Here is a 23,135-nt window from a genome sequence, read left to right on the forward strand (position 1 = left end):
GAAGAACAGCTTTCAGCAGCTGGTTACTCCTGACTGCCGATAAACTTTTCTACCTCTTGAGCTGTAGGCATTCCTGTCTGCGCTCCAAGCTTGGTCGTCGATAATGCGGCAACCGCATTTCCGAATTTGCAAGCCTCCCTCAGGTGGATACCCTTTGCCAAGGCAAAAGCCAATCCGCCATTAAAGGCATCTCCCGCTCCGGTAGTATCCACCACATCTATCCTGTAAGCGGGTATGTTGATTTCCTTATTTCCTTCACGAATCGAGACCCCTTGACTGCCCTTCGTGACGATCAGTTTCCCATCCAGCTCTTCCTTGCTTCTCCCTTGTTTGAGCAGGGTTTGTTCATGTTCATTTGGGGTAACATAATCAATCCGCTGAATTAATTCAGACGGCAGCTCCTGGATCGGGGCCGGGTTAAGAATGACTGTAACTCCGTTTTCTTTGGCAATCTCAACTGCCTTCTCCACACCTTCGAGCGGTATTTCCAACTGAAGAATGAGAATGTCGCTGTTGGCGATAACAGCTCGTTTGGATTCAACGAATGCAGCCGTTACATACTGATTAGCCGCCGGTACGACAATAATACTGTTGTCTCCGTCAGAAACAGTGATTGATGCCGTTGCCGTCGAACCTGTAACCGGTTCCACATTGCTTACATCGACACCTTCTTGTTGAAGATGTCGCAGAATATCCTTGCCGAAGACGTCCTTGCCTATACAACCAATTAATTGAACATGCGCTCCCAGTCTGGCCGCTGCTACGGCTTGATTGGCTCCCTTGCCGCCGGGATTCATTTGAAACCGGTTACCGAAAACAGTCTCTCCTACCTTCGGCACTTGAGTGGTAATCGTCACTAAATCCATGTTAATGCTGCCCACAACCGTAATTCTAGGTTTCTGTTCCACAGCGATATACTCCTTAAGTTGATTTTCTCTCTACAAGTTCCACAGCCATCGTATAATACGTTTGTTCAATCGGCTGCTGCTCCATCAGGCTGATCAACATCGTAGTCGATGTTTCACCCAATTGATAAATCGGCTGTACAATGGTGGTTAGCTCCGGAGTCATCACTTCGGACAGCTTGATTCCGTCAAATCCGATAACGGCAAGTTCTTCGGGCACTTTCCTGCCAAGCCGGTAAGCTGCTTTCATCGCGCCGATCGCCATAATATCATTCGCGGCAAAAATCCCGTCAATTTCAGGATGCAGACTTAAAAGCTCTGCCGTCGCTTCAATGGAGAATTGCATATCGAAATCCCCGTTGACGATAAAGCTTTCCCTAAACCACGGTTCTTTAGAAACTACTTCTTTGTAGCCCTCATAACGTTCTTCTGCATTCGCTACCCCGTAGGAACCTCTGATATGACCGATTCTTCTACACCCTTTGTTCTGCAAAAAACGTGTAGCCATCACGGCCCCTTTCTTGTTCTCTACGACAATAGTCGGCAGACCTTTGCTGATTTCCCGGTCAATACTTACTACGGGAACATTAAGTTCTTCCACCTGCAGAGCCGTCAGCGTATTGGAAGAAACTATAATTCCATTTACATATTTTTGTTTCAGTACATCCAAATAGGCTTGTTCCTTGTCTTTGTCCCCGTCAGAGTTGCACAGAATAACGTTGTAGCCCAATTTGGTAGCCATATCTTCAACCGCTCTCGCCAGCTCCGTAAAGAAGGGATTCATAATATCGGGCACAATTAAACCGATCGTATTCGATTGCTTCTTAAACAAACTTCTCGCTACCTCATTAGGCTTGTAGCTCGTTTCTTTAATCGCTTTCTCAACCTTTTCCCGGGTATTCTGCCCGACATATCCTTTATCGTTCAGCACTCTGGACACTGTTGCAACAGATACACCTGCAATTCTGGCAACGTCTTTAATGGAAGTCATCTTTTCACTCCACCTTACATAGGTAACCGGTTACACAAATAATATACTATTGATTAAATGGCGCGTCAACGCTATTTCGAATCCATTTAAAGTAAATACCCCAATCCCACGACCCGAACAAGTCCAACACGCAGGAAACGATCCGGTTTTCTGTGCTTAATAAGCTTAATTCCGTACATCTTGAGGTTAAGCTTATTTCTTTACCTACCCTTCATATACCGGTTTCTGAGTTTGAACACTTTCACAAACATCAGTCGTAGTTACCCGTCAGAAAGGAGTTGGCAGACCCGTTTGCTGAGTAGGCAAAATAAATTAAGTATTTCCGATTTACTCCGGCTTCCTTCTATACCCAGATATCTGGCTTAAAAGAAAGTACGTTCAGACTCCGTCTTGATGAATATCTCTTTGGGATAAGGGATGGGAAGCTCCGGCATATCGGAATGGCTGAAATAGCGCAACTCAGCAGATTCGCCGTCGATTGCTTCAAGAGTTCCGCTGTCAACAACGCATTCAAACAGTAATATAACATATTCAACCTGATTCCCGTCCGGATACGTAAATCTGAAATCCTTCCCGCCGAACACGCCTAGTAACTTCACCGGGGTTACCCGTAATCCCGTTTCTTCCCATACTTCACGGATAATCGCTTCTGCCGGTGTTTCCCCCAGTTCGATTGCCCCGGCAGGCAAGCTCCAAGTATCCGTATTTGAAACAGGGCGCTGAAATAGGATTTCATCTTGTTCATTACGGATTACAGCAGCGGCACTGGGACTAAAAATCATTTGTGTCCCGATTGTATGTCGCAAATCTTTGTAGTATTCGGACATTGGCATTGGTTCGCAACCTCCTCGATTAAGAGCTTGTCAGTTATACACAAGTAAAGAATAATTTCCTGTCTTTTCAGATCTCGCAGCACAAAAAAAGAAAATCACAAAAACCTTTTAGAAACCGGGTTTTTGTGATTCCATTCTACTCCAGCTGTTTCTTCTCCGCCAGAGGGGGTCGCAGCCAATTCCCGCCTGCCACCTGCCTCGGCTTAAATATACGACTCCTTACGGCTCTTACCCCCGTACAACCCCGCTCGTTTACGGGAGAGGCTGAGCCGGGACGTTGCCGATCGTGACGGCCTCCGTCTTCAAATTCGTGCTGTTCTGGCGAAGCCGCAAGTTCGCCGCTCCACTGGTCCCCGGCTTGATCCGGACCGTGAGGTCCTTGTAAGCGCGGCCCGTACTGTCGGCGGTCAGGCTGAACGCCGCGCTGTAGCCGTATGCGGACGGCCATGTCCCGTCCGCACCCCGGACCTTGGCTACCTGCGTGCCGCCGGAAGCCAGATAAATGCCGGCGTTATAGCCGCTCACGGTGCTGCCCGCCGGCAGGTTGTCAACGACAACGCGGATCTGGAAGTCCTGCGCGTTGGGCAGAACCGCCTGCCGGATGAAGCTGTACGTGACCTGGCCCGGAATGCCGGGTCCGGGACCGCCGCCGCTGCCGCCTCCGAAGGAGCCCGCCTTGAAAGTGGTACGGTCATACCACTTGTAGCCCGCTGCCGGCGCGGCCCATGGCTCCGGCTGCGGTTCCGTCGAAGCTGCCGGTGCCTCCATCGGCAGCAGGACCGTCGGCTGGTCGAGCAGCAGGCCCGGGACCTGCGACAGGCTCGTGTAGCTCTCCTTCTTCGCGAGCCAGTTCACCGTATTCACGAGCAGCACGCCGTCATCGGCTTCCTTGAAGCCGTCGTACGTCTTCTTGACCGCTCCCGTGTCCTCGCGCAGATACTTCGGCGTGGCATCCTCGACAGGCGAGGAATCTCCAATAAAAGCCGCCTTCCCGGCGCCTTTCTTGGAGACCGCCACGAAGGGGCCTTCCGCGACCCCGCCGCCGTTATAGACGCCTTGGTCGACCGCATTAGCCCAAGCCGCATTCGTCTGCGGCAGATAGACAATCCCCTTCGCCTTGGCAGGATCGAGAATCGCCAGCGTGGAGCCCGCATGCATGGCGACCGAGGATACGCCGGCTGTGATGCCAAGAGCCTGGCTCGGAGCGACGATGTTACTCGCGGCCACATCGCCGATCGCATTGTAGCGGAAGCGGACGCCGAACTGCGTGCCGAGCCAGTCCGAGCTGGCGACGTCCTGCATAGCGGCAGATGCCGTCTCTTCGGCGCTCATTCCCTTGGCCGGGTTCGTCCAGGCCCCCCGGCGGTAGCCGTTGAACACCTCGGAGCCGTCCCAGCGATTCTTGTTCCGGTCGGCATTGTAATGATCGCCGATGAAGAAAATGCTGCCGCCCCCCTGCACATAAGCCGCCATCGCGGCCTGCTCACTGACCTTATAAGGAACGTTCGCTTCCGCAACCACAAAGACATCATAGCCGCTCAGATCGCCGAGCGTAATCGGAGAGGTTTTGCGGAGTTCCTTGACATAGTAGCCCTGATTCGCAAGCGCATTCCCGAAATCCGAGAAAGCCCCGTCGATGACCCAGTCTGCCGCGCCTGCTGTCTGTTCATGGGTGTTGTCGAAAAGTACCTTTTTCCCCGCATTCTCATTAACAACCTTCGCTTCAATAAAAGGAGCCGGGTCTGCCGGCCCCTCGGCCAGAGCAATCTGAGCGTTTCCAGCCACTATGAATGGCAGCGGCAGCGCTAACGTCAGGGCAAGTACTGATTGAATCAGTTTCGATTTCCAGCGGACGAATACGTTTCCCATGAACATCCTCCTTTTGGGTATCTGACTGTAAATCAACGATTTCATTTTAGCACACGCAATTAACAATTAGTGGTAATTGTTTGTAAAGTCTGGATGTTTTTTGTGTTAATTCAGCATGGCTCTCCCCTGGCACGAAGATAGCAAATCCGGCTCGCCTGCTTCCTTATTCAAGCACATCTTCCTGCGCTTAGCGGAATAAGACGTGATTACTTGAGAGGGTTGAGTATATGCAATGCGAGCCAAATAATTGGAAAAAGATATGATACAATGTAAGAAATATTTGAACACGTTTACCAAACTACCGGACAGGATGATGACCGTGAAATTGGAACGTCTGATTTCGATGATATACATGCTGCTCAATAACGAAGTACTGTCCGCTTCCGCCTTAGCTGAGAAATACGGCGTATCCCAGCGGACCATATACCGTGACATCGACGCGATTTGTGCCGCTGGCATACCTGTCGTCTCCTATCAGGGCGTTCATGGGGGTTATGGAATCATGGAGGAATACAAAATGGACAAAAGCCTGCTCGGCTCTTACGATGTCGGCTCGCTCATCACGATTCTGCACAGCATGTCCACCGTTTTTGATGACGAGCGCGCTCTGGACACGATCAATCGTCTGCAGACGGTCCGCTCCGGCCCGGCAGCATCAAGCTTATCGATGGATCTCGGAAGCCGCCAGCATTCCAATGAACTGCTGCGCCTCCTCCGCACAGCGATTACAGGCCGGCGCATCATTGAATTTGAATACATCAATATGAAGAACGAGAGGGCAGCGCGCGTAATCGAACCTATCCAGCTTAACTACAAACACGGGAACTGGTATGTGTACGGTTTTTGCCAAACCCGCATGGATTATCGTGAATTCCGGACCTCCCGCATGGCGGATTTAACTCTGATGAACCGGGTATATACACACGATCATGCCGTGAACAATAGAGATCCTGGCCCAGACTGGACAAAATCCGCCAACCAGGAGGAAGTTGTGCTTCATTTTTCGGCTGACGCGCTGGCTAGAGCCATGGATCACTTTTACGATATGGACAAATCCTTCCACGACGACGGCACGCTTACAATCACACTGAAAGTTCCGAATTCCTCGGATGCCAAATGGCTGCTGCCGGTGCTGCTAAGCTTCGGTGAGACCGTCGAGGTGAAGGAACCCCTTGAGCTGAGAAAAGCATTAAAAACTAAGCTCGAAAAAATTTTAAAAACATACTCGGAAGTATGACACTCTGCTGTCATACTTCTTTTCCTATACTGATATCAACAACGAACAAATAAAACGAGAATCCAAAGGAGTCGATACTAAATGACCACTCCCGTAACGATGTACCATTTCCATGCCTGGGCCACCCAAACGATTATCGACCGGCTAAAGGAACTGCCGGTTGAGCTTTACACGCAGGAAATCCAGAGCAGCAGTTTTGCCAGCTTGTCCCGAGCGCTCGCTCACATTTATCTTGTCGATGTCGTGTGGCTCGACATTCTGAACGGTAAAGATATGATGGAATCCATGACTGCGCGACATGAAATGCAGCAGCAAATCGAGTCCAAGAGCCTCAGTGAGATGGAAGCCCTATTTAAAGAATTAACGCTGAAGTATCTTACCTTCTTCGGGGAGCAGCCCGATCTGGAAAAGACGATCCTGCTGGACAATCCTTATGCAGATAGCCGTGATATCCGTCTATCCCAAATCGTCTTCCAAGTGGTCAACCACGGTACCTACCACCGGGGGAATATCACGACCATGCTGCGCCAGACGGGTCATGCTTCCACGATGACGGAGTATGCACTCTTCTGGTATCAGGAAGACGCCGCCCCACTTGGAACGGCAGCCTCCTTCTAACACCAAAAGCTGACTGCGTGGCCGCAGTCAGCTTTTGGTGTTTGTTGCAGCGGTGATGTGCCTCGTGACAGACTCGGCGTCCCGGCTCACCCAGCCCAGCAAAGCTGAGCCTCTGCCAGACTGCCAGGGAAGGCCCACGAAGTACATCCCTTCTACCGGGCTCACGCCCTCCTCATGCTTAGGGATTCCGTTACTTCCCAGTGCACCCGGTATGTCCATCCACTTATAGTCAGAACGGAAGCCTGTGGCCCAGATTACGTTGTTCACCACAAGCTGTGATCCTCCCTCAAAGCTGATCGTTCTTCCCTCAGCTTGAAGAGCACGGGTTTTCACCTGAACCCGCCCGGCCTCGATTTCTTCTTTTAATTCCAGCCCGTAGATTTGTTCCGCCTGTCTCCTGAGCCATCTCCCCCGCCTGGAGGCAGGGCCCGCCTGCAGCAGCCCTAATGTATTGAAGTACCAGAAGATGCTTTTCCCCCAAATTTGCAGCGGCCTAAAGCTGAGGCGATGACTGGACGAAATGGTTACCTCCCGCTCCCGGGCCAGCTCCACTGCAATTTGTGCTCCCGAATTACCCGCACCGACCACCAGAACAGACCCATCATTTAATTGAGCAGGATTTCTGTATGCGGAAGAATGAACCTGATAAATGTCAGGACTGAGCGATGCAGCGAAGGCTGGTATAACGGGGTGCTGAAAAGGGCCTGTGGCAACTACTACCTGCTGAGCCCTGAATTCCCCCGCATGGCTTCGTACATAGAAGCCTTCCGCCCTCTTCTGCAGCAAGCTGACTTCTGCGTTTGATACGACCGGAAGAGAAAAGTTCTGTGCATACCCCTCCAGGTAATCCGCAGCCTCATCCTTGGCAGGCAGACCGTCCTGGGCTCCGGGAAAGGGCATCCCAGGCAAGCTGCAGTACATCCTTGGAGTAAACAAAACCAGGGAATCGTAGCGATTCCGCCAGCTGTCACCCGTTCGCGGATTCGCATCCAGAATAACGAAATCGCGGTCGTTCTGCTGCAAATAGTATCCGATTGCCAGGGCCGCCTGGCCGCCTCCTATAACGACAACTTCTTTTTCAATCAAAGTCAGTTCCCCCTATCTCTGTCTCTATCTCTGTCTCTGTCTCTATCCCTGTCTCTATCTCTATCTCTATCTCTAGCCCTTGCCTTCGGCATGACGCTCTGCGTGCATCCATACCGTAAACTCGGTTAACAACCGGGCCGATTTGTGGGCTTTACGATTGCAGGGTTATAAACAATCGTATTTTTCGATTCATTCCTGATGAATTTAGTTTTGTTTTTGAATTTAGTTTCGTATTGAATTTAGTTCTATGTTGGATTTATTTTCCTATGTAAGAACTATTATATACCCTACCCATCTATAGTTCCATATATAAACAAAAAAATACCCGCATATACGGGTATTCGTTCATAACAGAATTCGCATGTATCTTTTTTATAACAGAAAAATATTAGCGCTCTCGCATACTTCCTTCATCTCTGAAGGCCATACGGAAGCCTGTATCTCACCGATATGAGCCTTTTCCAAGAAGAACATCCCTAGACGGGACTGCCCGATGCCCCCGCCGATCGTATACGGAAGCTGCCCCTCCAGCAATTGTTTATGGAACTCCAGCGTGCATCTCTCCGGGCATCCCGCTTCCTCCAATTGATGGCGCAGTGTAACCTCATCCACACGAATTCCCATCGAGGATAATTCGAAAGCACTCTTCAGAATAGGGTTCCATACCAGGATATCGCCGTTAAGCTGCCAATCGTCATAATCAGGTGACCGCCCGTCATGCGGAATTCCCGACTCGAGCTTACCTCCGATCTGCATAACGAATACCGCTCCATATTCCCGGGTAATCGCATCTTCGCGCTCTTTGGCGGGTAAATGCGGGAACCGGTTCTCTAGCTCCTGAGCGGTTAAGAACGTGATCGATTCCGGCAGTTTGCGGTTTAAGCCAGGGTATTGCTCTACAAGAACGCGCTCGGTTTCCTTCATAGCACCGTAAATCTTCTCGACTGTCTGCCGAAGGGTCGTTAATGTCCGCTCCTGCCTGTCAATCACTCTCTCCCAATCCCATTGGTCCACATAAATCGAATGAAGATGATCGAGCCCCTCATCTCTGCGAATTGCGTTCATGTGGGTGAATAGACCTTCTCCCTGTTCAAAACCATACCGCTTCAGCGCCATCCGCTTCCATTTGGCCAACGAATGTACGATTTCAAGGGACTGATCGCCCAGCTCCAGCGCAGTAAACTGAACCGGCCTCTCCATGCCGTTCAAATTATCATTGATACCGGTGCCGGACAAGACGAAGAGCGGCGTGCTGACGCGAGTCAGATTTAAAGCCGTGGAGAGATGCAGCTCAAACGCTTGCTTTAACGTGTTCAGTGCCTTCTGGGTTTCCTTCACATTTAGCTTTGCGGTGTAAGGCTCCATCAATCGGATCGTGTTCTCCAAAATTTTCATAGATATCTTCCTCTTATCCCTTTAATTTTTTAGATTCACGAGAAAGCTCTGATTTCCACACTCAAACGAACACAAACTGGATTCTCACGATTATTTTTGTATACTCACTTATCCGAAGAGTTTACTTTTGTTTAAAGAAATATTACCACAAGGAAATTTTGTTGTAAATTACTTAAATGTTAAATATTCTCAATAAAAATCCCCATAAACAAAAAAAGCCCGACACAATCATCGGCACTTTCTTGTATCCATACATGCTGCTTTAGAATCTTCCAGGGAGACCGGATAAATTATCCAGCTGGAATTTAGTCTGTTCGAACACATCTTGCAGTTCTTGAATGACCTCTTCGATTTCTTCGGCATGTTTTAATTCCTGCTCCAAATGATTACAGAGATGAGCAAGCCGGGCCGCCCCCACATTCAGACTGACCCCTTTTAACATGTGAACCTTCGATGCTAATTGAGCGAGTTCCTTTTTACTCCACAAATCATGAATTTGCTTAATACAAGAGGCCGCTTCGGCATCAAACAACCGGTATAGCTCGTCAAAGAACGACCTGTTTTCATCCAGACTGCGGAGCTCCTGAACCAAGGTTACATCAATAATATTCTCGCTTTCGCACACTACAGCCTCGTTGGTTGATGTAGAAAAGCGTATCTCTCTGGCCCAGTATTCGAGTAATCGCTGGACGTCATCGAGCCGCAGGGGCTTGCTCATATAATCATTCATTCCCGCTGCCAGACACAGCTCTTTGTCTTCCTTATGAGCATTAGCGGTTACGGCAATGATGACAGGACGTTGTGCACGGCCGATGCGCTGCTCAATCATCTTCGTGGCTTCCAGGCCATCCATTACCGGCATTTGAACGTCCATAAAGACCAGATCATAATGACGCCGGACTAATGCCTGTACCGCTTCCAGACCATTGCCGACAACATCGGCCGAATAGCCCATTTTCTCCAAAATGCGAAGGAGGAGTTTTTGGTTGACGGCATTGTCCTCAGCCACCAGAATCCGCATCGGCAGACGTTCGGACAGTGTCGCGTCCAATAAGGAGGGAATCGATTTTCTAGCCGGTACCGCGTGGTTCTCGAATAAACTGGATAACATAACCTCTATCAACTGCTGGTCGCGTACCGGCTTAGTGACAACCGCTGCAAAAACCGCCTTTAAATCCAGCTCCTGCTGGTCCGTACCCACGGAAGTCAATACGATCATAGGCAAACTTTCGGGAGTACGGTGCTTCCGGATTTTGCGTCCCAGTTGAATTCCATCCATTTCCCGCATTCGCATATCAATAATCGCCAGATCAAAAATATCTCCTTGCTCAATCCAAAGCAGCGCTTCTCTTGCTGAAACAGTCGCTTTCACATACATGCCCCATCTTTCGAGCACCGTCTTCAAGATCCTCAGATTGGTACTGTTATCGTCGACGATGAGCACACGCTTGTGCCGCAGCAGAAGTTCCTTATTTTCATTCTCCAGAAAGAGATCCGCGCTCTCAGCTGCAATCGTAAAATGAAAGGTAGATCCGATTCCCTCCCGGCTCTCTAGCCAGATTCGGCCGCCCATAAGTTCCACCAGCTGCTTGCATATCGCAAGCCCTAAACCGGTTCCCCCATAGCGGCGTTTCTTATTAGGCATATGGGCTTGTGAGAACGATTGGAATAACTGGCTCTGCATATCCGCAGGAATACCCACCCCTGTATCATGAACCGTTACATACAGCTCGGAGGCTTTTGAATGCTTTCCAGGCCCTTTAAGGACTGAAACTAAGATTTCACCTGACTCCGTAAATTTCACGGCATTGCCGACCAAATTCACCAGCACCTGACGAAGCCTGGTCACGTCTCCCATCAGAAACGGATGTATATCGGGATCAATATAGCAAACCAATTCCACATCTTTTCCAACCGTTTTGGAAGCAAATAAATCCAAGATGTCTTCCACACAGGACTTGAGGTCAAAAGGCTGATGCTCCAATACCATTTTGCCTGACTCCATTTTTGAGAAATCCAAAATATCATTCAAGATAGAGAGCAGAGACTCATTGCTGCCGCGGATAATCTCCGTGTATTCCCGTTGTTCTTCCGTTAGATCCGTTTCCTGAAGCAGGCTGGTCATGCCCATGATCCCGTTCATCGGTGTACGTATTTCATGACTCATCATCGCTAGGAATTCGGTTTTGGCTTGTGTGGCCCGCTCCGCCACCTCTTTGGCCTGCATGATTTCATGCCTGGCTTCTTGCAATTCTTCCACCGAGTTCTCTAATTCAATCACGTAAGAAAGAAACATGGACATGGAATTCAGAAGACTGATTTCCCGTTCGGTATACGTATACGGCTCCCGGTCCATCGCACAGATCGTGCCGAAGATTTGCCCGTTCTTGTGCCAGATGGGTACGCCGATGAACGAACAGCTTCCCAACGCTGCTGTAACACCCATTCCGCAGGTTAAAGGATGTGCCGTCGTATCTTCAATCACAAGGGGCTTCGCCCCTTCTTCGATCACTAGACTGCAATAGGTCTGCTCATAAGGAAGTACCGTCCCTTCCTCAATAAGCTGCTCATGACGATTAAACACTTTGAATATCGTATTGGATACCTTATCGTTACTCGCAACAAAAAAGGTATTCACTTTAATCAGCTCGCTGACCATAGACAGAACATGTTTCGCTGCCTCATCTAAATTCCGGTACAACTTTTCTTCGAGCTCCTCTATCATCAATTAGCCCCCGTTTGAATGCTGAATACTGCCTTATATATAAAATGCTTTAAAAATTGCTGCAAAAGTTATCGATTACATACATTACCCAGTAATTAACCTAATCAGATCACTTGATCTGTTTTACCTTCTCTAAAATCTAGCATAGTTTCGCGATATCTCCAACAAAACAGGGCGACCAGAATAAGGGACTTGTCTCAGATCGTCTGAGAATCAAGTCCCTTGACGTTGGAAAGAAGAATGTTAAAGGAGGAATACTGTTCTGAACAATGAGGAATAGAAGACAGTTGGAAGATAGTTGATTATTAAAGGTTTTGCACCTATCGGTCATACAGTCATGGTGCTAAGATTATTTTTATACACAGTTGAGGAGCTGTTTTAGTCGGTTAAAGGAAAACTTATTTCAGAAGTACGATTACTAGCAGAGAAAGCTGGATTAAATAAGGTCACACCTATCGAGCTTAGTAGTGCCGGGAACCTGATCATTCATTTGGATCTTTATCCAATCGTTGCCCGAATAGCCACTGTCATTTCAAAAGAAGATGCAGACCATGCATACCAGATACTTGATCGTGAGTTAAGGGCAGCACGTCACCTTCATTCGAAGGGCATACCCGTATTATTACCATCTGATCACATTGATGCAGGGCCATACGATATTGGTGGTACATGGGCGACCTTTTGGAAGTATGTTCCGCCCACACAATTAAAACCACCTTCACCAAGCGAAGCCGTTGAGTTAGTAAATACACTTTCACGAGGTTTAAAAGACTTCTCAGACGAAATTCCTTTACTTGGAGTTTGGGAGCGGGCATGTCAATCGGCTAAAAGATTGATGAAACATCCCGATCAGCGTATACAAGCACTGTTAAATGTGTTTGTAAAAGTTGATAGGCAGATGCGTTTCGATACAAGTTTGCTAATACCGTGTCATGGGGATGCCCATACAAGAAACTTATTACCCAGTACTGAGGGTTGGATCTGGGCGGACTTTGAAGATTTATCCCTGATGCCTGTATACTGGGACCTGGCTTCATTTGTTGGTAATCTTGCCTTATACAACGGGGTTCAGGAGCCAACCTTTAGGTATGTATTAAGCCAAATTAACAATGGAACCGATCTGGAAGCTTTTGGATTTGCTATTACCGCACGTATACTAATGTCTACATTAGGTAATCTGGATTTTGCCCTTGCAGGCAACGGAGATTTGGCATTTGCATGTAAACAACTTGAACTTGCGGACGATTTTATTCATCAGATAGATCTAATCATTCAGCGAAATGGAGGAGTCCATTAGACTCCATAGGAACTATAGCTCAGCGAGTATTGTAGCCTCGATAGAAAAACTTGCTGCAAACATTAATACCCGTTAACCTCTGAGTCTAGAGCTTTTTATCCCTGCAAAAAAAGCGGCAGCCTTGGACCTAAAAATAAGTCCCAGACTGCCGCTGCTTAATTTGAACTGACAAAGCGGAATATGTTAGCTAGTTAATCGTTTGGCAACCACTTTTTACAAATATCTGCACGCAATTGCAGCTCGTTATACAGCACACCGGCATGATACCCGTCGCAAACGGCATGATGAAATTGTCCTGATAAAGGTAACAATATTTTTTCGTCCTGCTGAAAATATTTCCCCATTGTAAAGATGGGTAACAAATACGTTCCTTCGTTATAGACGTTCAGATTAAAGCCCGTGAAGCTGACCCACGGAATGCTGGAAATGGGAAAAGTATTAGGTGGCTCATTTGTTTTAGGGGCAAATTGTTTAACCTTTCCGTACTTTTCCATATCATCGAGATAACGACTGTAGAATTCATTAAAATCTTCATCATACGGAGTCCAAATGCTGGAGAAAGTCTTATCCTCATCATGGAAAATTGTAAAGCTAGGAGACACACTGTCCCAATACCCTAGCCTTCCCTCAGAATCAAAACATTTACGAAATTCAGAGTGCCGGTTTACCACTGTAGTTATCATGTGGATTAGCGCCGGATACAGCTTAATCCCCTTATTCTTAAGTTCTATCAACAGCTTGGTAATGTCAATATTTGCAGTCATGCTGTAGGTACATCTAACATTGTTTAAATAATGATCAAAATAGGGTTTTCTACTCCATGTATCAATGACAATCGGTTTAAAAATCATTTATTATACCTCCTAAAATTATAGCATTTTTTTGTTTTAGGAGGTCCCATCCACTGCTTTAACCATACCCTCATCACAATCCCAACAAATTATTTTTGCTATTGCTCCTACCTAAGTATATCATCTGCAACGGCAAAGTTATTCCATACCTGATAAGTCGCGGTAAGAATAGGAATAGACTGGCGTGAGGCACAGAATCACCGGAGTGGACACCGTAGCAATTAACCCCTATTTCAAAGCATTGTTTGGAATCTCCTCTTTCTGTATTAAAATCCATTCCTTCGTATATGCTCCCTTGGAAAGCACTTTAACATAAGCAGCCTGTTCCAATTCTTTGCTTGAAGAGAAAGTAATCTTTTTCTTCTCTCCCTGCGCTGTGTAACCTGACAGATTATATCTGTAGCGGACACGTTCATCTTTACCTTCAATTCCGTCAGGCTTAGTGATTGCTGCATAGACATACTGTTCTTTATACAGCGGGTTGAACTGATCAAAATCCCGTTTGAAAGTTATATAGAGTCCAGAGCAAATCACTACAGTGATAAGGATAAAAATAACTGTTTTCTTCATAAATATACCTCCGTTAATGGTTGTTATAACATAGCGTTTCTAACGATTTTCCGGTAGTAATCAAGCGTGAAGAGAGCGAACAGAACATATATGGAAGTATAGGCACCTATCGAAATAACGGTTGGAATGGTAATGTCTGAAATAATAATGAATGAAGCAGCTTTAATTGCAAAGAATGAATGCAGCATACCAATGAATAGCGGGAGAAGAAACACAACGACCTGCTTTTGCGCAATGCCCTTCATAATCATCTTCTCGTCAAATCCGAGCTGCCGAAGTGTTCTGAAGCTCTGTTTTTCCTGCTCCGCCTCAGTCATTTGTTTGAAATACAGGATGCTGCCGGTAGAGGCAAGGAATGCAAGTCCCAGAAAGGCGGCTATAAAAATTAATAATCCTGAAATCTCAAGCGATTGTTTATACTGTGAATAAAAATCGGACGTAGAATATTCGTCAGGATTATATTTCTGATAAAGAGAGGAAGCTAAAGCAAGCTCTTCTTTGTCTGAAATACGATACGTATCTAACTGTACTCTCTCATAACCAGCAGTACTGGACATGCTATCCTGAATTTCTCTTAACGTATTTTCAGACACTAAAAGCTGATTACCGGATATATCCGAATTCACGAGATTTTCCACGACCAGTTCTTTTAACGGATAGCTATCTGTCTGTCCATTTGACTCCAACTCAATTTTAGTTGGGTAACGCTTGGAGAAATCACTGTCGTCAAATGCAGTATGTGCCGATGCATTGTATTCTACAGCCTCGCCGTGTGGAGGCACGGACAGCTTTTTCCCTGTTCCTAGAAGCTGTTCGGCTGGAAGCCACAACAAGTTTCTCTCTATATGACTGGATTTATCAAGCGGATTAAGAATAACGCCAGTAGTCCGGACCGCCTCGATGGGTAGGTAGCTGAAGTTAATTCCTTCGCGCTCAAGCTCGGTTGTGAACGACTGCGCGTCCAGCTGCCTGTTCTCAAACGAAAAATCATAAGGCATCGCCATACGGGTATCTTGCTCCGCAGAGTAGTAAACAGAATAGGCCATAGTAACCAGAGTGATTGTTAAAGCCGATAATATTGTAATCAGGGTGAGCGAGTTGGCATTACCTTTCATCCGGTGCATCAGCGGAGCAAGTGACAGGCTATTATACAAGCCAAGATGTCCGTTTTTCCGTTTGCGAAGCCAGAAGAAGCACCCTGTAATCGTCACCCGAAATAATATATATGTCCCTGTTATAGTAGAGGCAAGTACCAGGAGCGCATTTAAGACTAATTGTTCGTCTACCATCCGACCCGATAATTCATAGCCATAGCCAAGAAGGACAATACCAAGCACGGCATAAATAGCCGTGAGAATAGACGGAGGCCGGCTGGATAAGTCAGGCTGCTGATCGGCTTGAAATAAATTTAACAGCGTACTGCGATATATCATGATTATCATTTGAACGGAAGTAATAACAACGACGAGAACAAAGACTATTGCCGTATCAAAGGCTGCGGGTAAGGAAAAGTCAATGGCAGGCATCCCATCCAAACGGAGTAATTTCATTAAAATCAGGACAAACAAACGTGACACCAATGCTCCACAGATAATCCCTGCGATTAGTGCAGCAAAACCGAGTAGTACGTTTTCAATGATTAAATAACGGGCAACCCAGCCTTTGGATAGACCGATGAGCTGGTACAATCCGATTTCACGGCTGCGCCGACGCAGAAAAATTTGGTTAGATGAAATAGTAAATATTACAATAATTACAATAAGCAGGATTGCTGCAGACTGAAAAGCTACCAGAAATTTATCACTTGATTCCAGCATGGACTGAACCTGCTGATCGTGCTGCAGGGAAGAGAAGACGAAGAACAGACTCATACTGAAAATTAAAGCGAAGAAATACAAATAATAATGCTTCACATTTTGCCGCATGCTGCGAAGTGCTAATTCAAATACTGTCAATATGGTCGCCTCCCAAAACAGCCTGCACATCAATGATTTCTTTGAAGAACGACTGCCTGGATTTCTCTCCCCTATACAGTTCGGAATAAATCTTCCCGTCCTTTAAGAACACCACACGGTTACAGTAGCTGGATGCGACTGGATCATGCGTGACCATGATAATCGTGACCTTTCGTTTCCGGTTTACCTCCTCCATTACGGACAGTAACGATGAAGCAGATTTGGAATCTAATGCGCCAGTAGGCTCGTCTGCAAAGATGATGGAAGGCTGGTGAATAAGGGCCCGTCCAGCTGCAGTGCGTTGTTTTTGGCCGCCTGATATTTCGAATGGGTACTTTTGTGAAATTTCCTGAATTCCCAGAACATCCGCTATCGCTATAAACTCGTTCTCTGCCTGCTGTTTGCTTATTTTGCTAAGTGATAGTGGCAGGAGGATATTCTCCTTTACTGTCAACGTGTCAAGAAGATTGTAATCCTGGAAGATGAATCCGAGCTTGTTGCGGCGGAAAGCCGAAAGAGCAGTGTTACTCATGGTAGAGATATCTTCGTCTTCGATTAAAATCGTGCCATCTGTTGTCCGGTCAATAGTCGCAAGTACGTTAAGCAAGGTTGTCTTCCCCGAACCGGAGGGACCCATAATTCCTACAAATTCTTTGCGGAGAACACGTAAATCTATTCCTCTTAATACTTGTTGGGCACCGCCCTTTGAGCCATATGATTTGTGAACGTTGTGAGCATGTAAAACCGTTTCACGTTCATTCGATGCATTCATGTTGAACCTCCCAAAAATTGATTGTAGCTTAAGTGTACGTTGAACTCCCCGTCTTGTCGCACGTTCTGGGTGACGAGTTGAATAGGTAGATGACAAATTTGTCATGTTCATAAAAAAAACAGTCAAGAATAATCTTGGCTGCTTATAACGGGATATTGTCCTCTTGTCCTCTTCTAACCGTTTCGAATGCATTGGGATCCGTAAAAGTGATTCGCATCGTCGTACCTTGCGTCTGACCAGGTAGGACATGAAGTGCAACACCTATTTTCCCTGCTACAGTTTGAGCAAGATAGAGCCCAAGTCCGGTAGCCGCATTATGAATCCTTCCATTCCCGCCTGTGAATCCTTTATCAAAAATACGTGGCAGGTCATGCGGTTGTATACCCGGACCTTCGTCAATCAAATCTAGGATAACATTCTCTTTTTCCGTCATCGCTGTCCTGAATGTAATAGCCTTGCCTTCTGGACTGTATTTAATGGCATTGGTCAATAATTGCCGGATAATGAACCGGCACCATTTGCGGTCCGTAACGACCCTGGCATCATCTCCTTCGATGCTGACTGCCAAATTTTTCTCCATACACCAAGGAGCCAGTTCCCGGATTTCTTCTGCAACAAGACGTTGTATAGAAACTCGTTCAAGCACGTAATCCGATTCCAAGGCAGGAAGACGTGTCATATACAACTGACGGTCTATGAGCAAATGGATCCGCAGCCATTCGGATTCGATTCTACGTAGGTCCGGATCACTCGGCCGTGCGTTTAAAATCAGTTTTATAGCGGTAAGAGGGGTTTTAACCTCATGAATCCAGGAGGCAGTAAAATCATTTTCAATCAACTGGGCTTCTTTATAATGAGAAAGCTTTCGTTTGAACTGGTAAAAGGCCTCTCGTAATACATCGTTCGTTATGCTATCCAGTTCATTATCCGGTTCGGGGAGGCTCTCTATCCAGTCCGAGTCCATAACTTTCTGCAGCTTGAGTATCGCTGCTGCATATTTGGTTTCTTTCTTGTAACGCCATAGGAAAAAAACAAGAAATAAACTTATATATAAAGCATTTAAATAAAGGAAAGATGTAAATTCCACATGTATTCCTTGCTCGATAAGGATAAGTAAATCGGTCAAACCCAGCAGCCCGACAAACATCAAAATCCAGCTTTTTCTTGAAGCGATGTAACGGATTAACATTGCACTATTCCTCCTATAAAGTGATGGCCATATACCCCATCCCTTTCTTTGTCACAATCGCGTCTGAAAGTCCAAGCGGTTCTAATTTTTGGCGCAAACGGGTGATATTGGCGGTAAGGGTATTATCGTTCACGAACTGCTCGTCTTCCCATAGCTTACGGATCAAGTCATGGCGTGAGATAACGACATTGTTTGCCTTCACCAGTGCAATCAACAAAAAAAATTCATTTTTTGTCAAGTCTGCTTCCACGTCTGATTTTCGGATCAGACCTCGTTTCAAATCAATCAAGGCAGCGTTCCATTCGAGAATATCTGTCTGGCTATCTCCATAAGCATAAGTTCTGCGAAGAATAGCTTGAATTTTGGCATACAGCACGTTTGTATGAAATGGTTTCTGGACGAAATCGTCCGCTCCCATATTAAGCGCCATGACCATATCTAAAGGATGATCGCGTGAGGATAGGAAAATGATAGGCACCTCGGAGACGGAGCGGATTTCTCTGCACCAATGAAAACCATCGAATTTAGGGAGCGTGATATCCATGATAACAAGATGAGGTTGCTGATCAAGAAACGAACGCATAACCTCATCAAAATCATTCGGTCTCGTAACACGAAACGACCATGTTTCCAGTCCTGTTTTCAACGCTTCAAATAACGCATCATCATCTTCAACTACAAATATATTAAACTCCATCGATTAAACCTCCTTTAAGCTCCAAGCTTAGTCAAAACTCAACAAAAATAATAACATGTATTGAGCTATCCTACCCCTTAATCGAATAAAGGTACAATTTATTGGGATCTGCTGTTATTCAAAAGCTAAAAAAACGACGATAAAGTTCTCGCCGTCCTTCGCCGCAGCTGAGCATATATTGGAGTGGTTAAGGCTTTCTCGTGCCCCTGCGTCTCATACAGTTCCGGCAAGTTTCTGATCCAATCGCGAATCCTTGTCGTCTGATTAGTCTTGTTTATATTTTTCTTTTAGCATGCTGGAGCCGATTCCCCCGCCAACCATTAAAATTAAAGAACCGAAGTTCCAAAAGAATGACCCGCCATATAATCCAATCTCCATCGCAGTTACTTTGTTTAAGAAGAGGACAACGAGCTTGACCACCAACAGCACAAGGCCTATTGAAATGAAGACATCAAACAGAAACTTTAATTTCGGGTGAGCTAATTGCTTGCTTTCTTTTATCACCTTTTTTGTCAACTCTTCGTCACTCCTTAATAACTCATCGATAGTTAATCCAAACACGGGCTTATGAAGGCCTTCGCCTGAATTCATTCACCAAGAGCTTTTGATTATTCCATCTTCAATCCGTAGCATCATCTCAAACCTGCCGTTATTTATAATATAGTTGACCCCACTTAATTTTAAACTATTGTATCCGTTAGCTTAATGGCAATACAATTAACATTGTATTAGCGTACGACCATGTCCATGAAAAAAGGTCGCCCTAAAATACAGGCAACCTTTGCTTTATTTTCATGGTTTACAATTTGGAACGAACAAAGTTCCCAAACTCCGCTAGTACAGCCATTTCATAAAAATTCCGTTTCTCTTCGCAAACTTGTTTCTGTTAATGGTTTGAGATAATATTCAGCGCAGTGCCTTCCGATTAAATGTAAAAAAACCGCTGAGATTATCCAGCCCATAATCCTATGTGTTCTCCCCGACCTCTCATATACTTCTATTTTAATGGATTTGGGAGTTTACACAAACTATTTTACAGACTCTCATGATGTGGTGCGAAGCTTTCCCTGAACCTCAATCTCATATGTAGCCCAATACCTTACCATTCACTAGATAATCTGATGCAATTAAGGTCGAAAGCAGCAGAGTTGTCATCTTGCTTCGCGACGACCAGGCTTAAAAGCGTGGACCTTGCTCTTCCATGCAGTGAACAAGCCGATGAGGCTCAGTAGTGCAATCGCCCAAGGGATGATTCCTGCCCCCATGTGTTCCAGCAACAGTCCGCCAACGACACCGCCCCCGGCAACCGCGAGGTTGAAGATTGTTACTAGCATCGACTGCGCCACATCAGCTCCCTCTCCAGCGGCATCCGTTATAGCTATCTGTAATAACGTCGGTGCACCACCAAAAGTAAGGCCCCAGGCAGAAATGCCAAGATAGATGATTAACGGCTCTTCGCTGGAGATTCCCAGTACCGTTGAGGCCGCCGCGAACACAGCAAGGCTAATAAGCGTCAATGCGCGAAGCCATCCGTCAACTAACAGGCCAGTAACCCAAATCCCGACTATGGATGAGACACCAAAGATGAACAGGACGAGGTCTAAATGGTTGGCGAGTCCAACACGAGCCATAAATGGCGCGATGTAGGTGTAGAGGATGTTGTGGGCCAATATCCAGACAAAGATCACAAACAACACCGGGCGGACCCCGGGTGTCATAAAAATTTTACGTACAGGCTGTCGTTGGTGCGCCGTTTGGCCAGGATGATTGGGCACCGCTACCAGCACCCATACGATCAGCGCAAGCGCGAATACGGACATGATCCCAAAAACGCCTTGCCAATCGAAAAAGGTTCCAAGCCAGGTGCCCAGCGGCACCCCTAAAGACAAAGCGATAGGTTGGCCCACCCCCACAATCGCCAAAGCGCGCCCCTGCAGATGATGCGGCACCATCCGCCGCGCATAGCCCGCAAGCAGTCCCCATGTCAAACCTGCGGCCATGCCGGCAACGAATCGTGCTGCCAGTGTCAGCGCATAGTTGGCGGACAATGCGGTTACGGTATTAAAGAGGAACAGTCCGCCAATCGCCAGCAGCAACACCTGTTTTCTGCGCCAACTGCGCGTCACGGCAATGAGCGGAATCGCTGCCACCACCGAGCCAAAGGCATAAAGCGTCACGAGTTGGCCCACCAGCGCCTCTGAGACGCCGAGGCCTCGACCGATTTGCGGCATCAAGCCTGCTGGCATCGTTTCCGTCATTATTGCGATGAAGCCGGCCATCGTAAACGCCAGCAGCCGCCAAATGGGAAGTCGATCTGAATCTGCCTTAGGCGCATCTTGGAAGTCAGATGCGACTGATTTGTTGTTTTCGGACGTACTCATCATTCTACTCTGACTAACCCGGATGCAGCCATATCTTTGTCACCATGCCCAGCTTCGAGAGCTCGCAGGAATCTCTGCAGCCCGGCAACCGTAGTATCCACTTGGATACCCGCCTGCTCAGCAGCTTCAACAACCAACTGCGCATCTTTGACCGCATTAGCGATAGAAAAGCTGGTTGTATAGTCATCCGCGAGGATGGATGCGGCCTTAAGCTGAAAGTATCCGCTATCCATCGGACCACCTTTAACGACATTCACCACAAGTGCTGGATCGATGCCGAGCCCCTTTGCTATCGCAAGACTTTCAGCGACACCATGAGTCAGTGCGAAAGCCCAACTGTTCAGTGCCAACTTGAGACGGCTGCTCGCTCCGATCCGATCGGAAACCCATATGGTACGTTTGCCGATGGCGTCAAAAACCGGTTGTACGTTGTCTCGCTCTTCGGTTGGTCCAGATGCGAGAATGACAAGTTGTCCCTGTTCCGCCGGTTGACGTGTACCTTGGATAGGTGCGTCGTAAAACTTAAGTTCCCGCCGCTTCGCAAAGGCCGCCAGTTCATCGATCGCCGTGATTCCGACCGTACTCATCTGAATCCAGATCCCCCCCTTGGACAAATCAGGTGCAGCGGATTCCATCACGTCCAATACGACCGGTCCGTCCTTGAGAAGCGTAATAATAATGTCCGCCCCCTCAACGGCTTCCCGGGGCGTATCAAACACATCAACACCGCATAATGCGAGCGCCTCTGTCTTGTCACGTGTCCGATTCCAAACACGCACGGCAAACAAATGTTTCTGCAAATTGCGCGCCACAGCCGCACCGATGATGCCGGTGCCAAGTACCGCAATCGTTTTTAATTGCTTCGAGTTTTTAGTATTTGACATTTCAAAACCTCCTATAGGTGAATGGAAATTGCACGCAGGACATGCATTTCGCCAATCTAATTTGGAACGCACGTTACAAAACCGGTAAAAAAATTCCTGCATAGGATGCAGGTTATCAGAATTGGATTAAGATTCTGTGTCAAGGTCGTTCTTTAAAGTGCATCGATCGTTACATCGACCACATCAAGCAAGAGCTGTCTCCGATTTTGACCAAGACAGCCTTTGCTTAATACCCGCAGCCCTTGAATCGTACTCAGCACAAACCGAGCGAGTGCACGAGCGTTCTTGTTTGAAGCAATTTCACCGTTCTCTTGGGCGCGACAAAATACCCCGTACAATACCATCTCTAAATAATTATAATTTTGCGACACGATTACAGCTACCGCCTCATCATGACTTGCAAGCTCTAGCGCTGCGTTCGCAGTCATGCAGCCGTATCCCTTTTCATCGCCGAGTTCTTCGTCAACGACGTCCATCAACAGCCGCCGGACTCGCTCTTTAACCGAAACGGGTTCAAAGAGCACCGCAATCTTTCGGGCTTTTAACTCCTGATACCGGCGAAGCGAGTGCTCATAAAGTTCATGCTTGCTTCCAAAGGCATTGTATATACTGCTGCGGCCCAAGCTAGTACCTTCGACCAAATCTTGAATCGAGGTCGCGGAATAACCGCGTTGCCAAAAAACTTGCATGGCTGCGTCCACTATATCGTCCAGATCAAATTCTCTTGGACGCAAGATAATCGCCTCCTGTTTTGGAATGATCGTTCTGTAATAGTATAGAAGTGCTTGCTTTCAAAGTCAAGGACACCTTCATGTGAAAAAAGAATCCGCAGCAGGAAGAGAAGGAGGCTAAATCTCCTGGTAAGTTTGTTAGTAAAACC

19 protein-coding genes and 1 pseudogene are annotated in these 23,135 nt (G+C 47.0%); 3 read left to right on the forward strand and 17 right to left on the reverse strand.

Annotated features, from left to right (window positions below; translation table 11 throughout):
* Positions 1 to 23: 23 nt before the first annotated feature.
* The 4 genes and pseudogenes from rbsK to EDM21_RS10435 all read right to left on the reverse strand — a co-directional run.
* Positions 24 to 908, reverse strand: coding sequence for a ribokinase (rbsK, locus tag EDM21_RS10420; RefSeq protein WP_166541934.1), 885 nt, complete (start codon positions 906 to 908; stop codon positions 24 to 26).
* Positions 909 to 921: 13 nt separating this feature from the next.
* Entirely contained in the window at positions 922 to 1,896 is a 975-nt protein-coding gene (locus EDM21_RS10425; protein WP_157335302.1) for a LacI family DNA-binding transcriptional regulator, read from the reverse strand.
* Positions 1,897 to 2,258: 362 nt separating this feature from the next.
* Positions 2,259 to 2,729: an NUDIX domain-containing protein gene (locus tag EDM21_RS10430; RefSeq protein WP_157335304.1), complete on the reverse strand. Its 471-nt coding sequence runs from the start codon at positions 2,727 to 2,729 to the stop codon at positions 2,259 to 2,261.
* 255 nt (positions 2,730 to 2,984) lie between these two features.
* Positions 2,985 to 4,598: pseudogene (locus EDM21_RS10435) on the reverse strand (endonuclease); the annotation flags it as partial.
* A 319-nt stretch (positions 4,599 to 4,917) separates the two neighbouring features.
* Here EDM21_RS10435 and EDM21_RS10440 point away from each other — a divergent pair.
* Together EDM21_RS10440 and EDM21_RS10445 are read left to right on the forward strand one after the other, a co-directional pair.
* Positions 4,918 to 5,835: a WYL domain-containing protein gene (locus tag EDM21_RS10440; RefSeq protein ID WP_166541935.1), complete on the forward strand. Its 918-nt coding sequence runs from the start codon at positions 4,918 to 4,920 to the stop codon at positions 5,833 to 5,835.
* 81 nt (positions 5,836 to 5,916) lie between these two features.
* Positions 5,917 to 6,453, forward strand: coding sequence for a DinB family protein (locus EDM21_RS10445; protein WP_157335306.1), 537 nt, complete (start codon positions 5,917 to 5,919; stop codon positions 6,451 to 6,453).
* Positions 6,454 to 6,480: 27 nt separating this feature from the next.
* On the opposite strand, the gene EDM21_RS10450 is transcribed toward EDM21_RS10445, so the two are convergent.
* The 3 genes from EDM21_RS10450 to EDM21_RS10460 form a co-directional block, all read right to left on the reverse strand.
* Entirely contained in the window at positions 6,481 to 7,539 is a 1,059-nt protein-coding gene (locus tag EDM21_RS10450) for a flavin-containing monooxygenase (RefSeq protein ID WP_157335308.1), read from the reverse strand.
* 372 nt (positions 7,540 to 7,911) lie between these two features.
* A complete protein-coding gene (gene asnA, locus EDM21_RS10455; RefSeq protein ID WP_201280776.1) occupies positions 7,912 to 8,904 on the reverse strand; it encodes an aspartate--ammonia ligase in 993 nt (330 codons plus the stop codon).
* A gap of 292 nt (positions 8,905 to 9,196) precedes the next feature.
* Positions 9,197 to 11,659 (reverse strand): response regulator, encoded by a 2,463-nt coding sequence (locus EDM21_RS10460; protein WP_157335312.1) that lies wholly within the window; start codon positions 11,657 to 11,659, stop codon positions 9,197 to 9,199.
* 490 nt (positions 11,660 to 12,149) lie between these two features.
* On the opposite strand from EDM21_RS10460, the gene EDM21_RS10465 reads away from it, so the two are divergent.
* A complete protein-coding gene (locus tag EDM21_RS10465) occupies positions 12,150 to 12,956 on the forward strand; it encodes a phosphotransferase (protein WP_235918131.1) in 807 nt (268 codons plus the stop codon).
* A 191-nt stretch (positions 12,957 to 13,147) separates the two neighbouring features.
* On the opposite strand, the gene catA is transcribed toward EDM21_RS10465, so the two are convergent.
* The 10 genes from catA to EDM21_RS10515 form a co-directional block, all read right to left on the reverse strand.
* Positions 13,148 to 13,807, reverse strand: coding sequence for a type A chloramphenicol O-acetyltransferase (gene catA / locus EDM21_RS10470; RefSeq protein WP_157335314.1), 660 nt, complete (start codon positions 13,805 to 13,807; stop codon positions 13,148 to 13,150).
* A gap of 228 nt (positions 13,808 to 14,035) precedes the next feature.
* Positions 14,036 to 14,377 (reverse strand): YxeA family protein, encoded by a 342-nt coding sequence (locus tag EDM21_RS10475; RefSeq protein ID WP_157335316.1) that lies wholly within the window; start codon positions 14,375 to 14,377, stop codon positions 14,036 to 14,038.
* Positions 14,378 to 14,400: 23 nt separating this feature from the next.
* A complete protein-coding gene (locus EDM21_RS10480; protein WP_157335318.1) occupies positions 14,401 to 16,332 on the reverse strand; it encodes an ABC transporter permease in 1,932 nt (643 codons plus the stop codon).
* Complete coding sequence (locus tag EDM21_RS10485; RefSeq protein WP_157335320.1) at positions 16,319 to 17,104, reverse strand: ABC transporter ATP-binding protein; 786 nt, start codon at positions 17,102 to 17,104, stop codon at positions 16,319 to 16,321. The genes EDM21_RS10480 and EDM21_RS10485 overlap by 14 nt, the downstream gene beginning before the upstream one ends.
* Before the next feature lie 142 nt (positions 17,105 to 17,246).
* Positions 17,247 to 18,293, reverse strand: coding sequence for a sensor histidine kinase (locus EDM21_RS10490; RefSeq protein WP_157335322.1), 1,047 nt, complete (start codon positions 18,291 to 18,293; stop codon positions 17,247 to 17,249).
* Positions 18,294 to 18,306: 13 nt separating this feature from the next.
* Positions 18,307 to 18,990 (reverse strand): response regulator transcription factor, encoded by a 684-nt coding sequence (locus tag EDM21_RS10495; protein ID WP_157335324.1) that lies wholly within the window; start codon positions 18,988 to 18,990, stop codon positions 18,307 to 18,309.
* A gap of 264 nt (positions 18,991 to 19,254) precedes the next feature.
* Entirely contained in the window at positions 19,255 to 19,581 is a 327-nt protein-coding gene (locus EDM21_RS10500; protein ID WP_201280770.1) for a hypothetical protein, read from the reverse strand.
* Between the two features lie 560 nt (positions 19,582 to 20,141).
* Positions 20,142 to 21,371 (reverse strand): MFS transporter, encoded by a 1,230-nt coding sequence (locus tag EDM21_RS10505; RefSeq protein WP_201280771.1) that lies wholly within the window; start codon positions 21,369 to 21,371, stop codon positions 20,142 to 20,144.
* A complete protein-coding gene (locus EDM21_RS10510; protein WP_157335326.1) occupies positions 21,371 to 22,255 on the reverse strand; it encodes an NAD(P)-dependent oxidoreductase in 885 nt (294 codons plus the stop codon). Before EDM21_RS10510 ends, EDM21_RS10505 begins: the two co-directional genes overlap by 1 nt.
* Before the next feature lie 152 nt (positions 22,256 to 22,407).
* On the reverse strand, positions 22,408 to 22,989 hold the full coding sequence (locus EDM21_RS10515; RefSeq protein WP_157335327.1) for a TetR/AcrR family transcriptional regulator: 582 nt from the start codon (positions 22,987 to 22,989) through the stop codon (positions 22,408 to 22,410).
* Positions 22,990 to 23,135 lie beyond the last annotated feature (146 nt).

This window comes from Paenibacillus lutrae (genome assembly GCF_009757775.1).
In the GTDB taxonomy this organism is placed as follows: Bacteria; Bacillota; Bacilli; order Paenibacillales; family NBRC-103111; genus Paenibacillus_F; species Paenibacillus_F lutrae.